The following is a 13749-nucleotide window of genomic DNA, read 5'->3' as shown; positions in this document are numbered from 1 at the left end:
CCACGCGCTCCCCGGAACCAGCGTCCGGGGCGTCGGTCCGCTCCGGCGCGGACAGCATGACAGTCCGATCTTCCTCCGAGTCCTGGTGGTCGACATCGTCAGGCTTTCCAGCGGCTGATGTCGATGCGGTGACCCGCGCTGCATCCGGAACGGCGTCCGACGGCTCGGGCACGGCACCCACCGGTGATGCGTCCGTATCAGCGGACCCGTCGACCGCTTCGGTAGACGTCCTGTCCGCGAGCTCCGTAGTCTTTCGCGTGACACTCTCCAGCGCCGCCAGCGTCCCGGCCCGCAACTTCTGCTCCGGCGGGAAACCGTCCGCCGCCAGGTCGTCGATGGTGACCTGGTCGCCCAGGTTCAAGTCGGTCAGCAGGGCGTGCGTGCGTTCGGCGGTCCAGATGAGCTTGCGGCTCGCGGTGCGGTGGAACCAGGCGCGCAGGTCGGCCTGCCCGGCTCCGAGCACCACAGCGCACCCGCGCCTGCGCGACTCGATGTTCAGCGTGAGGTTCGAGTCCTTCGGCGGCACGACGACGATCAGGCCGTCGACGAAGGCTTCCGCGTTGTGCTTGCGCACCAGCGCCTTCAAGTTGAAGACGTTGTTCGTCACCTGGTCGAACGGGCTGCTGTCGTGGTCGCGCACGTGGATCGGGTCGCCCGCGTAGCCGGACAGTCGCCAGCGGCCGTTGGCCTGCACCGACAGGACACCGCTCGTCGCCTCCGGGACGGTGCCCTTGACCTCGACCACGACCGCTGCCCTGGGGGTGATCACCACCAGATCGGCTTCTTGCGTCTCGTCCGTACGTTCGCGGTCGGGTAGATAGCACCCCGAGATCGCGAGTCCGACAATGACGTACTGGCCGGTCCAGGTCCGCATCCAGTCGAGCACGCGCTGTTCGGATCGCGGCGCCGTCGTTCGTTCATTGATGACCAACATCGGCGGCCTCCATCGCCGTCCCACACCATCGACCACACAACGGTATGCGGCGGGATTGCCGTCACAAAATCGAAAGGCACTGGAACAGCACGGTATTGGCAGCACAAGGGCATGCGGAGTGCGGCGTGTGGGCAGCGCCACAGTCGTGGCCTGTCCATCCCCGGCCACGGGAGGATCGAGGTCAACCCCGCAGCGCGGCGGCCAGAGCCGGGTCCACCGAGAACGCTATGGCGATCAGCGATTCGACCAGCAGGTCGATCAGCTCGGCACGCGGGATGGGTTCGGAGCGCAGCCAGGTGAGCGTGGATTCCTCGACGAACGCGATCCACCCGCGCATCGCGAGCATGAGGCGAGGGTGGTCGGCTTCGGTGACCGGCACTGGAGTCTCGGCGAGGATGATGCCGATGATGGCGTCGCGGGTCTGGTCGACCAGCGGGGCAAGTTCGGGGCTGACGCTGGTGGGGCCGCGCAGGAGCGCGAGGTAGGACGTGCGGTTCTCCGTGACGTACTCGATGTAGCGCTCGATGGAGTCGCGCAGCATCTCGAACAGGCCGAGGCTGCGGTCCGGGGTGACGCGCTCGAGCAGTTCCGCGTTGGCGTGGTGCACGATCGCGAGCTGGAAGTCCTGCTTGGTCGGGAAGTAGTGGAACAACAGGCCGCGCGAGATGCCGGCCTGCGCGGCGATCTCGCTGACGGAGATGTCCTCGATGGAGCGTTCGCCCAGCATCTTCGCGCCCAAGGTGATCAGTTGCTCGCGGCGCTCGTCCGGGCTCAGCCGCGTGCGCTTGGGGGCGTCTCCCTGGGTTCTGGTCACCCGCCAATCCTACTGAACGCCAGTCAATACACTGTTGACTAGCGCTCAATAGGGCCGTAGGCTCGGTTATATGAGTCGCAAGGTCACAGACAAAGCTGTCGCCGGCCGACCCACGCGCCACGCCAGGACGATCATCATCGGCAGCGGGTTCGCGGGTCTGGGTCTGGCCATCCGGCTGACCCAGCAGGGTCGCAACGATTTCCTCGTGCTGGAGCGCGGCAGCGACGTCGGCGGCACCTGGCGCGACAACACCTATCCCGGCGCGGCCTGCGACGTCCCCTCGCACCTGTACTCGTACTCGTTCGCGCTGAACCCGGATTGGTCGCGGTCGTTCTCCCGGCAGGGCGAGATCCAGCGGTACATCCAGGACGTGTCGAAGCGCTACGACGTGCGCGACAAGCACATCTTCGACTGCGACGTGACCAGCGCCCGCTGGAACAACGAGACCGCCCTGTGGGAGATCGAGTCGAGTAAGGGCAGCTTCACCGCGAACACGGTGGTTTCGGCGGTCGGCGCGCTGTGCGAGCCCGCGCTGCCCGACATCAAAGGCATCAACGAGTTCGAAGGCGAGATCTTCCACTCCGCGCGCTGGAACCACGACGCCGACCTGACCGGCAAGCGGGTCGCCATCATCGGCACCGGCGCCTCGGCCATCCAGATCGTGCCCGCCATCGCCCCGAAGGTCGGTCACCTGGACGTCTACCAGCGCACCGCGCCGTGGCTGCTGCCGCGCCTGGACCGTCCGTACACCAAGGCGGAGCGGCTCGCCTTCAAGCATGTGCCCGGCCTGCAGCGACTATCCCGCGCGGCCATCTACGCCGCGCGCGAGACCCAGGTGGTCGGGCTGGCCAAGGTTCCCGCCCTCATGCAGGTGTTCGAGGCGATCGCGAAGGCCAAGCTGCGTTACGAGATCCGCGATCCGCAGCTGCGCGCCAAGGTCACGCCGAACTTCCGGATCGGCTGCAAGCGCATGCTGATCTCGAACGACTACTACCCCGCGCTGTCGCGGCCGAACGTCGACGTGGTCACCGACGGCATCGCCGAGGTGCGCGCGCACTCGATCGTCACCACGGACGGCACCGAGCGCGAGATCGACGCGCTGATCGTGGCGACCGGCTTCCACGTCACCGACTCGCCGACCTACGACACGATCGCGGGCCGCGACGGACGCACCCTGTCGGAGGTGTTCGACGAGATCGGCCAGCAGGGCTACAAGGGCTCCTCGATCGCGAACTTCCCCAATATGTTCTTCCTGCTCGGCCCGAACGTCGGGCTCGGGCACACCTCGATGGTGTACATGATCGAATCGCAGATCAACTACGTCGCCGACGCGCTGGCCACCATCGACCGCCTCGACCTGCGTACCGTGGAAGTGCGCCGCGACGTGCAGGATGCCTACAACGCCGGCCTGCAGGCGAAGCTGGCCGGGAGCGTCTGGCTCACCGGCGGATGCTCGAGCTGGTACCTGGACAAGCACGGCAACAACACCACGCTGTGGCCGGACTGGACCTTCGAATTCCGTAGGCTCACCAGAAATTTCGACGTGGCGGCGTACGACATCTCCATCTCCCGAGAAGATCTGAAAGCAGTGGCATCGTGAGCAGTGACGCTTACTTCAAGAACAAGGTATGTGTGATCACCGGAGCCGGTTCCGGGATCGGCCGGGCGCTGGCGGTGAATCTGGCCCGGCGCGGCGCCAAGCTGGCACTGTCGGACATCGATGTCGAGGGTCTGGCCGAGACCGTGCGCCGCTGCGAGCAACTCGGCACGCAGGTGAAGTCCGACCGCCTGAACGTGGTCGAGCGTGAGGCGGTGATCCTCTACGCCGACGCGGTGAAGGCGCACTTCGGCACCGTGCACCAGGTGTACAACAACGCGGGCATCGCCCACCACGGTGAGGTCATCCGCTCGGAGTACAAGGACTTCGAGCGCGTGATGGACGTCGACTTCTGGGGCGTGGTCAATGGCACCAAGGCGTTCCTGCCGATGGTCATCGAGTCCGGCGACGGCCACATCGTCAACGTGTCCAGCCTGTTCGGCCTGATCGCGATCCCCGGGCAGAGCGCCTACAACGCGGCGAAGTTCGCGGTGCGCGGCTTCACCGAGTCGCTGCGCCAGGAGATGCTGGTCGCGCGGCATCCGGTCAAGGTCACCTGCGTGCATCCCGGCGGCATCAAGACCGCTGTCGCCCGCAACGCCACCTACGCCGAGGGCATCGACGCCAAGTCCGCCGCGTCGATGTTCGATCGGAAGCTGGCCATCCACACCCCGGACATGGCGGCGCAGACCATCGTCGAGGGCGTGCGCAAGGGGCAGGGCCGCGTGCTGATCGGCTGGGAGGCCAAGTTGCTCGACCTGTTCGTCCGGGTCACGGCGTCGGGTTACCAGCGGATCGCGGCGAACGTCGAACGTCGCTTCCTGCCCTGAGCCGAGGAGCGACGAGTGCGGGACATCGACCTTCCACTGCCCCTCGCGCGGGCGGTACTGAACCCGATCTTCCGGGTCACGCTGAACAAACGACTGCCGTTCGCGGTGCAACGCAGGCTGCTCGACGTGAGTTCGCGGGCGCAACTGCTGCCCGCGGGCGCCGTCGTGCGGCCCGTGCACCTGGGCGGCAGGCCCGCCGAGCGGATCGGCTTCGCGGACACCTCCGATCACGGCGCGGTCCTCTATCTGCACGGGGGCGGGTACGCGGTCGGTTCGCCCGCGACACACCGCTCGCTGGCGGCTCGACTGGCCCGGGACACCGGCTGCCCGGTCTACGTGCTGGACTACCGGCTGGCGCCGGAACACCCCTTCCCCGCCGCACTGGACGACGCCGAAGCGGCGTTCCTGGAACTCGTGGGTAACTCGGGGCTGCGGCCGGACCAGATCGCCGTCTCCGGTGATTCCGCGGGCGGCGGTCTGTCGCTCGCGCTGGCGCAGCGCCTGCTCGCCCGGCACGGGCAGACCCCGGCCGCGCTCGGCTTGATCGCGCCATGGGCCGACCCGAACGAGATCCCGCAGCGCGAACGCGATCTGGTGATCAACAAGCCGTGGTCCCGTGCGTGCGCGGCCGCCTACCTGGGCGATGGCGACCCGGCCGACCCGGGCTACGCGCCGCTGACCGGTGAGCTGCGCGGTCTACCGCCCACCTACGTGCAGGTGGACGTCAGCGAGCTGCTGCACCGGCAGTGCGTCGTGCTGGTCACCGCACTACGCGAGGCGGGGGTACACGTGCGCTTCACCGAGAGCAAGGGCTTGTGGCACGTCGCTCAGCTGCAGGCCGCCTTGGCGGCGCCCGCGGCGGCCGTGCTGCGCGAACTCGGTGAGTTCCTGCGCGAAGCGATTCAACCGGCGGACCTGCGCGAACTAGGATGAAAACCGAGCGGGTCCCCGGCCTGCGGTGATGTGCGGAGGCGATTGGCGGTGGTCGACCTCACGACCCTGGCGCAGGTGTCGTAGATTACTGGCGAGTAAACCCACGTGGAAGGGCACTGATGCGAGAGTTCGAAGTCCCGGCTTCCTACACCATTCCGGATGACGCGAACAATTCCGACAACGTCTTCCGCCACGCCGAGCAGTCGCCGAACGCGGTGCTGTTCAACGTGCCGAACGGCAGTGGCGGCTGGCGGGATGTCACCGCCGCGGAGTTCGCGAAAACCGTCACCGGCGTGGCGAAAGGCCTGATCGCTTCGGGTCTCGAACTCGGCGATCGCGTCGCCATCATGGCCCCCACTCGCTACGAGTGGGCCGTCCTCGACTTCGCGATCTGGGCCGCGGGCGGCTGCACCGTCGCGATCTACGACAGCTCCGCCGCCGAGCAGGCCAAGTGGATCCTGCAGGACTCGGCCACCAAGCTGCTGATCCTCGACAGCGACAAGCACCGCAAGGTGATCGACGAGATCGAGACCGGGTCGCTGCCGGATCTGCGGCAGACCCTGCAGATCGACAAGGGCGCGCTGGACGAGCTGATCGCCGCCGGCGCCGACCTGGACGACCAGATCGTGCACGAGCGCCGCGCCCAGGTCGGCGCGCAGTCGCCCGCCACTCTGATCTACACCTCGGGCACCACGGGCCGCCCCAAGGGCGTCATGCTGACCCACGCGAACCTGTACGCGGAGTCCAAGTCCGACCGGATCGCGCTGCACAAGTACGTCACCGAGGGCAAGAAGACCCTCATGTTCCTGCCGCTGGCGCACGTGTTCGCCCGCGCCGTCGCGCTGGCCGCGTTCGACGCGAAGGTGGTCGTCGCGCATACCGCCGACTGGTCCACCCTGGTCGAGCAGTTCGGCAGCTACCAGCCGCACTTCATCCTCTCGGTGCCCCGGGTGTTCGAGAAGGTGTTCAACAGCGCCAAGCAGAAGGCGCACGACGGCGGCAAGGGCAAGATCTTCGACGCCGCCGCCGACACCGCCATCGCGTGGAGTGAGGCGCTCGACAACGGCGGACCGGGCATCGGGCTGAAGCTGAAGCACGCGTTGTTCGACAAGCTGGTCTACAGCAAGCTGCGGGCCGCGCTCGGCGGCCAGTGCGAGGCGGCCGTCTCCGGCGGCGGTCCGCTCGGGGCGCGGTTGGGTCACTTCTTCCGCGGCGTCGGCGTAACCATCTACGAGGGTTACGGCCTCACCGAGACCACCGCGGCCATCTCGGTCAACACCCCGGAGCACATCCGGGTCGGCTCGGTCGGGCGGCCGATCGAGGGCCACGCCGCCAAGATCGCCGAGGACGGCGAACTGCTGCTACGCGGCTCCGTCGTGTTCAACGGCTACTGGGGCAACACGGAGGCGACCGAGGACGCCTTCGAGGACGGCTGGTTCAAGACCGGTGACCTCGGCGCCATCGACGCCGACGGATTCATCACCATCACCGGCCGCAAGAAGGAGATCATCGTCACCGCCGGTGGCAAGAACGTCTCCCCCGCACTGCTGGAGGACTCGCTGCGGGCGCACCCGCTGATCAGCCAGGTGATGGTGGTGGGCGACAGCAGGCCGTTCATCGGCGCGCTGATCACGCTGGATCCGGAGTCGCTGCCCGGCTGGAAAGAACGCAACAACCTGCCCGCCGACACTCCGATCGAGAAGCTGATCGAGAACCCGGACCTGCTGGCCGAAGTGAACGCCGCGGTGGCCGAGACCAACAAGAAGGTCTCGCACGCCGAGCAGATCAAGAAGATCCGTCTGCTGACCATCGACTGGACCCAGGAGACCGGCGAGCTCACCCCGAAGATGTCGCTCAAGCGCGCGGTCGTGATGAAGCAGCACGCCGACGACGTGGCGAGCATCTACAACTGAGCTGATCGCCTCCAGGCGCTGTCCGCGGACCTTCGCGGACAGCGCCTTTCGCGTATCACGGCTCGTTCCGTGCCCGCGCTGCCGGGAACGCCCCGGTCGGCGCGGCCGACCGGCAGTAGTCTCGTTTCCATGGCCGAATTGCGATTGCGCGTGGTGGCCGGGATCGTCTCGGCGGGCCTCACGCTGGGCGTGGCCGAACTGCTCGCGGCCTTGCTCGGCCCCGACAGCGCGCCGCTGCACCTGCTCGGCTCGGCCGTCATCGACCACACCCCCGACGGGTTGCGGGAATGGGCCATCACCACCTTCGGCACCAACGACAAAGCGGCGCTGTACCTGATCATGGGCGTGCTCGCGCTGGTTGTGGCCGGAGTGGCCGGAGCGATCGAACGGACCACCCGTGCGGCCGGGTCGTGGGTGTTCGCGGTGTTCGGGGTGAGCACGGCATGGGTGGCGGTGGCGCGCGCCGGTCTGACCGCCGCGTTGCCGACCGTCGTCGGCGTCGCCGTCGGCATCTACGCGCTGCGTGCGCTGACCCGCCGTATCGACGCGGCGGTCACGGAATCTGTCGCTGACACGCCGGTCGGCGCGACTCCGTCGACCGGCAAGTCCGCAGCGCTGACCGATGGGTCGGCGTCCACCATCGGCGGCGGGAACGGAGGTGGGCGCCGGCGTGCATCAGACATCGGCGATACCTCCGATGCGGGGGTCGGCGCAGGCACCGGTTCGGCCCCGAACGTGCCCGGAGCCGGTGGAAACACGAAAGACGTTGACGCACAACAGCATCGAACCGGTTCGGCGGGGACGGCGGACGCGACCGCATCGGCAGCGCCGCCGTCGGCGGTAGTCGACACCAGCCGATCCTCGGCCCCCGAGCGCAGGCGCGTCTTGCAGGGACTGCTGGTGGCAGGCGGATTGGCCGTGGTCACCGGCGTCGGCGGACGCGTGCTGGGCGCACGCCGCAGCGATGTCTCCGGTGAGCGAGCCGCTGTGCAATTGCCGGAACCGACCGCCCCCGCCGAGCCGGTCGCGCCGGGCGTGGATCTCCGCGTACCCGGACTGACGCCGTACCTGACTCCGAACGACGACTTCTACCGGATCGATACCGCGCTGATCGTGCCGCAGGTGTCCAAGGACGGCTGGTCGCTGCGCATCCACGGCATGGTCGATCGCGAGATCCGGCTCGATTGGTCCGAATTGGCGCGCCGCCCGGTGGAGGAACACCTGGTCACGCTGGCCTGCGTGTCGAATCCGGTGGGCGGCGACCTGATCGGGAACGCGCGCTGGCTCGGCTACCGTGTGGATCAACTGCTGGCGGAGGCGGGGCCGCACCCCGACGCGGACATGGTGCTCTCGCACAGCGCCGACGGGTGGACCGCGGGCACTCCGCTGACGGTGCTCACCGACGGACGCGACGCCCTGCTCGCGATCGGCATGAACGGCGAACCCCTTCCGGTGCAACACGGCTACCCGGCCCGGCTGGTCGTGCCCGGTCTCTACGGCTACGTCTCGGCGACCAAATGGGTGACCGAACTGGAGGTCACCCGCTTCGACCGCGCCACCGCCTACTGGACCCGCCGCGGCTGGTCGGCACGCGGCCCGATCAAGACCGGCACCCGTATCGACACTCCCCGCGCCCGGGGCCGCCTCCAGCCCGGCCGCATCCCGGTCGCCGGAGTCGCCTGGGCGCAGCATCGCGGTATCCGCGCCGTGGAAGTCCAGATCGACAACGGCCCCTGGCAGCAGGCCCGCCTCTCCGAAGAACAATCCATCGACACCTGGCGCCAATGGGTCTTCGACTGGGACGCCACCTCCGGTCCGCACACCCTCCGCGCCCGTGCCACCGACGGCGCCGGCGAAACCCAGACCGCCGAACGCCGCGACGTCATCCCCGATGGCGCCACCGGCTACCCCTCGGTGACCGTGCAGGTCGCCTGAGCGCGGTCCTCCGGTTCCTTCGATGGCCACCCGCTTGCTGCCGAGCTGGTTCCGCCGACGAACGTGCCCCGCAGAAGGATGCTTCTGCGGGGCACGGTGTCGGATGGTCAGCTCGCGACGGAGTCGACTTCGACCCGTTCTTTCTCCGGTTGTGCCGGTGCGCCCGCGCCGTGGCGGATGAACAGCACCGAGGCGACGACGCCGATGAGCAGGATCGCGGCGGGGAGCACGGTGGCCTGGCTCAATGCCGTGCTGAAGGAATCCTTGACGAACTCCGGGATGGGGCCCTGGCCCGCGCCCCCCTCGGCGACCGGGCCGCCGCCCAGCCCGTTCGCCGTCATCCGGGCCGCCACCAGTGCGCTGATCGCGGCGCTACCGAGGACGGAGCCGACTTGACGGGTGGTGTTGTAGACGCCCGCGCCCGCACCGGCCTGCTGGACCGGCAGATTGTGGGTCGCGGTCGCCGCCAGCGGAGCCCAGATGCAGGCGTTCGCGAAGCCGGCCAGCGCCGCGGCGAGCAGGAACCAGATCAGCGACGAGTCCGGCTCCATCAGCGCCGCGAAGCAGAACACCGACAGCGCGAACAACCCGAAGCCGATGGTGGGCACGATCCGCGGGTGCAGTTTGTCGGCGAACTTGCCGACCAGCGGCGCCGAGAAACCGGTCACGATCGCCATGGGCGCGAAGACCAGCGCGGACTCGGTCGGCGACATTTCCCGCACGGCCTGCAGGTAGAAGTACGTCGGCACCATCAGGGAGGTCACCGCCGCGCCCATCGCGGCGATCGCGGCATTGGACAGCGCGAAATTGCGGTCGCGGAACAGGCTCAGCGGAAGCAAGGGCTCGCCCTTGTTCCTGGCCTGGTTGACCACGAACACCGCCAGCACCACCGCGCCCGCGGCGATCAGCAGCCAGATCCGCAACGACCAGTCGTAGCTGTTGCCCTCCTGGATGCCGAACACCAGCAGGAACATGCCGATGCCGCTGAGCAGCACGCCGGGGATGTCGAACTTGTGCTCGTGGGTGGGCAGCGCGGGCACCAGCCAGACCGCCAGCGCGAAGGCGACGACGCCGACCGGCACATTCACGATGAAGATCCACTCCCAGCCGAGACCGTCCACCAGCACACCGCCGAGGATCGGGCCGACCAGCGTCGCCAACCCCGCGACGCCACCCCACAGGCCCATGGCGGCGCCGCGCCGGTCCGGCGGGAAGGTCCTGGTGATCACGGCCATGGTCTGCGGGGTCATCAGTGCGGCGCCGATGCCCTGCGCGGCGCGCGCCGCGATCAGCATGCCGATGGTGCCGGACACGCCGCACCACAGCGATGCCGCGGTGAAGACCGCCAAGCCGATCAGATAGATGTTCTTGGGGCCGAACCGGTCACCCAGCCGTCCGGTGACCAGCAGCGGCACCGCGTAGGTGAGCAGGTAAGCGCTGGTCACCCAGATCACCTGCGAGATGTCGGCGTGCAGGCTGGTCATGATCGCGGGATTGGCGACCGCGACGATCGTCATGTCCAGCAGGATCATGAAGAAGCCGACGACCAGCGCGAGCAGCGCCGGCCACGGATTGCGTTGAGTGGACATCTCTTTCGTTCCTAACTCGGATTATCCGAAAAACTCGGGAAGGGTTTCGCTGCGGTGCCGGGCGGCACCGGCGGCGACACCGCGGAGCCGGCGACGGGCTCGGCTCCGGCGCGTGCGCCGGTCTCGGGGTCGAAGTCCTCCCACTCGAGTGCGCCGCTGGCCAATTCGGCGGTGAACTCCTTGACCCAGGTGAGTTCGGCGACGAGGAGCGCCCGCAAGTAGGGCAGGGCGATCCAGTAGCGGCGCGGCACGACGTGCTCTTCGGCCCACGCGCTCAGCATGTCGGCGTCGGCCAGTTCGGTTTCCAGTACGCCGATTCGTTCGCGCAGCAGCGTGAGCGCCTCTCGCTTCGGCAGGTTGTGCAACTCGCCCAGCGCGACCGGGAAGATGGGATACTCCGGGACCGGCCGCCGCACGATCTCCGCGATCCGGTTGCGTAACGCGTCCCGTCCGCGCCCGGTGATCCGGTAGGTGGTGCGTTCGGGCCGGTTGCCCGCTCGGTCGACGCCCTCCGCGTGCACCAATTCCTGGTCCGCCAGCCGGGACACGGTGTGGTACAGCGAGCCGGGCCGCACTTTGACCAGCCTGTCCTCCCGCCGGGCGATCAGCGTTTGGAACATCTCGTACGGATGCATGGGCCGCTCCTCGAGCAGCGCGAGCACGGCGATGGCCAACGGCGTCACCGGTGGATGCGCCTGCCCTAGCCCCATGCTTGATCACCTCCGTTGCCGAATCGCCCCGGCCTCTCGGCCGCCAGCGCCGGGAGCCTCTCGCCGACCGGCACGGTATTGCCGGGCGCCGACATGCTCCACACTAAATATTCCGTGTGGAATATACGGCGTGGAACGGTTGGCCGACAAGGTGGAACGACCGGTGATGACCCACACATTTGCCGAACTCCGGTATCGCGTTCCCGAGGACTCGGCCGGTACACGACGAGAGGCCATCGAGATCGTGCGTTCTCGATGGCCTCTCGGTGTCGGTCCCGCCGAAGGTCAACGACGTCGGCGGCCTTCTCCAGCGCCGTTGCTGCCGCGGGACCGCGGGACGACGTAGCGTTCGCCGGTGGACCCTCGACGGGCCCGGTTGCCACACTATGACGCGCCTCACAGCAGCGGCAGTGTCGGATGCGACATCTATCGCTCGATTCCCGACACCATCCGGCCTCTGTCGGGATCAGGCGGGTCGACTACAAGGAGTGCTTGTCCAGCCAGGCACGCGCCAGTTCCCCGGGCGCGGCGCCTTCGTCCCGGACGCTGCGGATCATGGCCGCCAATTCGTCCGTCGTCAGTTCGCCCGCGACGTAGTTGAGCTTCTTGACCTGCCGCCGGTCGAGCACGCCCTTGCGGAACAGCGGCAGCACGTTCTCGGCGCGCACGGCGTAATCGTCGTCGGTCAGCACGGCCAACCCGTCGGTCGCGCCGGGCGCGAGCTCGGGGGGACCATCGAGGAGTCCGGCCTGCACCCGGCCCTGCAGCAGCGCTACGCGCAGCGCGGCCGGATCAGGGAAGGCCACGACGGCCGCGAAGTCGCATCCGTCGACGCGATCGCGCCCGGACGAGGGCAGCAGGCCGGACGGGGCAGCCACGCCGGCGGTCAGCCCGCCGCAGCTCGGCGCGAGATCACGCACCGAACGCAGCTTGTCCCGCACTGACACCTGTTCGGTGAGCAGCACCCGCGGCCGCAGATCGGCGCCGTCGGCGAGATCGGAGACGACCAGCCCTTCGGGCAGCACGGCGCTCACCGCGTCCGCCACCTTCTTCGGCAGCCGATCCGTCGCGTGTTCGTCGAAATGGGCCAGCAACGCGCCGGTGTGCTCGCCGACCACCTGGATCCGGTCCGCGTCGAGGGCGGCGAGGTAGTCCGCGCGGCCGCCCAGCCCCGCGGCCACGGCGGTCCGCGCACCGGTGCGAGCCAGTGCCCCCGCATAGATTTCGGCCAGCACCGAGGACTCGATCGAGTCGCCCGCGCCGACGGTGATCGACGGCCCCGGCTCGTTGTTCCCGCAGGAAGCGACCAGGGCGACGGAAGCGACGACCAGCAACCGAGCCAGCACCCGCTGTGACGCGGCCAACACCATGCGGCGACACCAACTCTCCGACGAATCGACACAGCCAACGGAAAAATCCGGAAGCGGGCAGTATGGACACCCAGAATGTACCGGCGGCCGCTCGGTGCCGAGACCGCGCCCGCCGTCCTGTCGGAAGGACTCTCGTGAAATCCACCCGCACCCCCTATGCCGCCGCGCGGCGGCCCGCCGTGCGCGTCGCGCTGCGCGCGGCCCGCGTCCTCGCCGCCGCGACCGCACTCGCCGTCGCGATGGCTCTGTCGGCTTGTGGCGATTCCGATCCACTCGCCACCGGCGGCAGCTGCTCGGGGGACGGACTGATCGTGGGATCGGCGAATTTCCCCGAGTCCGAGACCGTCGCCGAGGTGTACGCGGAAGTGTTGCGGGCCAACGGGTTCAGCGTCGAGACCAAGCTGAATATCGGCAGTCGTGAAGCCTACGTTCCCGCCTTGCGGCAGTGTGCCATCTCGGTGATCCCCGACTACACCGGCAACCTCCTGCAGTATCTGGACAAGAACGCCACCGCCACCAGCGCCGCCGATGTGGAGAGCGCGCTCGGCAAGGCACTCGGCGCCGAGCTCGCGATCGGCACGCCCGCGCCGGGCGAGGATTCGGACGCCGTCGTGGTCACCCGCGCCACCGCCCAGCGCTGGAACCTGCGCACGATCGCGGACCTGGCCGCGCACTCCGCCGAGGTGAAATTCGGTGCGCCCGCCGAATTCCAGGAGCGGCCGGGCGGCCTGCCCGGCCTGAAGAAGAACTACGGCCTGGACATCGCCGCGAACAACTTCGTGCCGATCGCCGACGGCGGCGGTCCCGCCACAGTGCGCGCGCTGGTCGAGGGTCAGGTGACCGCGGCCAACGTCTTCACCACTGCACCGGCCATCCCGCAGCACGACCTCGTGGTGCTGGAAGACCCGAAGCACAATTTCCCCGCGCAGAACGTGGTGCCGCTGCTCAACGCGAGCAAGAAGTCGGACAAGGTGCTCGCGGCGCTGAACGCGGTGTCGGCGCAGCTGACCACCGCCGAGTTGCTCGGGCTGAACGAGGCCGTCTCCGGCGCGGGAAAGACCGAGCCCAAGGCCGCCGCCGCGGCGTGGGTCGCCGCCAAGGGGCTGAACAAGCCGGTGGGCTAG

Annotated in this window: 11 protein-coding genes; 6 read left to right on the top strand and 5 right to left on the bottom strand. The window is 68.6% G+C overall.

Annotated elements, in window-relative coordinates:
• A partial coding sequence (locus ABZ552_RS17395) for a nuclease-related domain-containing protein (protein WP_357438204.1) occupies window positions 1–934 on the bottom strand: 934 nt, incomplete at its 3' end.
• Between the two features lie 181 nt (window positions 935–1115).
• Window positions 1116–1748 carry a TetR/AcrR family transcriptional regulator gene (locus tag ABZ552_RS17390; RefSeq protein ID WP_281877806.1) on the bottom strand — a complete coding sequence of 211 codons (633 nt, stop codon included), beginning with the start codon at window positions 1746–1748 and terminating at the stop codon, window positions 1116–1118.
• A 70-nt stretch (window positions 1749–1818) separates the two neighbouring features.
• Between ABZ552_RS17390 and ABZ552_RS17385 the strand changes: the two genes are divergently transcribed.
• The 5 genes from ABZ552_RS17385 (at window position 1819) to ABZ552_RS17365 (ending at window position 8956) form a co-directional block, all read left to right on the top strand.
• The gene (locus ABZ552_RS17385) at window positions 1819–3348 is read left to right on the top strand and encodes an NAD(P)/FAD-dependent oxidoreductase (RefSeq protein ID WP_281877805.1); all 1530 of its coding nucleotides are present in this window, start codon (window positions 1819–1821) and stop codon (window positions 3346–3348) included.
• Entirely contained in the window at window positions 3345–4175 is an 831-nt protein-coding gene (locus tag ABZ552_RS17380; RefSeq protein ID WP_281877804.1) for an SDR family NAD(P)-dependent oxidoreductase, read from the top strand. Before ABZ552_RS17385 ends, ABZ552_RS17380 begins: the two co-directional genes overlap by 4 nt.
• 15 nt (window positions 4176–4190) lie before the next feature.
• On the top strand, window positions 4191–5108 hold the full coding sequence (locus ABZ552_RS17375; RefSeq protein ID WP_281877803.1) for an alpha/beta hydrolase: 918 nt from the start codon (window positions 4191–4193) through the stop codon (window positions 5106–5108).
• A 119-nt stretch (window positions 5109–5227) separates the two neighbouring features.
• A complete protein-coding gene (locus tag ABZ552_RS17370; RefSeq protein WP_281877802.1) occupies window positions 5228–7021 on the top strand; it encodes a long-chain fatty acid--CoA ligase in 1794 nt (597 codons plus the stop codon).
• A gap of 129 nt (window positions 7022–7150) precedes the next feature.
• Window positions 7151–8956, top strand: a complete 1806-nt coding sequence (locus ABZ552_RS17365) for a molybdopterin-dependent oxidoreductase (RefSeq protein WP_281877801.1) — start codon at window positions 7151–7153, stop codon at window positions 8954–8956.
• Between the two features lie 107 nt (window positions 8957–9063).
• Here ABZ552_RS17365 and ABZ552_RS17360 read toward each other — a convergent pair whose 3' ends face one another.
• The 3 genes from ABZ552_RS17360 to ABZ552_RS17350 all read right to left on the bottom strand — a co-directional run bounded on the left by ABZ552_RS17360 (window position 9064) and on the right by ABZ552_RS17350 (window position 12625).
• Entirely contained in the window at window positions 9064–10545 is a 1482-nt protein-coding gene (locus ABZ552_RS17360; protein WP_281877800.1) for a DHA2 family efflux MFS transporter permease subunit, read from the bottom strand.
• A gap of 11 nt (window positions 10546–10556) precedes the next feature.
• Window positions 10557–11255, bottom strand: a complete 699-nt coding sequence (locus ABZ552_RS17355; RefSeq protein WP_281877799.1) for a PadR family transcriptional regulator — start codon at window positions 11253–11255, stop codon at window positions 10557–10559.
• Window positions 11256–11734: 479 nt separating this feature from the next.
• Window positions 11735–12625, bottom strand: a complete 891-nt coding sequence (locus ABZ552_RS17350) for a glycine betaine ABC transporter substrate-binding protein (protein ID WP_281877798.1) — start codon at window positions 12623–12625, stop codon at window positions 11735–11737.
• Window positions 12626–12864: 239 nt separating this feature from the next.
• Here ABZ552_RS17350 and ABZ552_RS17345 point away from each other — a divergent pair, with 239 nt between their 5' ends.
• Window positions 12865–13749 carry an ABC transporter substrate-binding protein gene (locus ABZ552_RS17345; protein WP_281880766.1) on the top strand — a complete coding sequence of 295 codons (885 nt, stop codon included), beginning with the start codon at window positions 12865–12867 and terminating at the stop codon, window positions 13747–13749.

It is taken from the genome of Nocardia sp. NPDC019219, from assembly GCF_040632645.1.
In the GTDB taxonomy this organism is placed as follows: Bacteria; Actinomycetota; Actinomycetes; order Mycobacteriales; family Mycobacteriaceae; genus Nocardia; species Nocardia sputorum.
The sequence above is the reverse complement of the archived record's forward strand: the minus strand, read 5'-3'. Positions and strand labels throughout refer to the sequence as shown.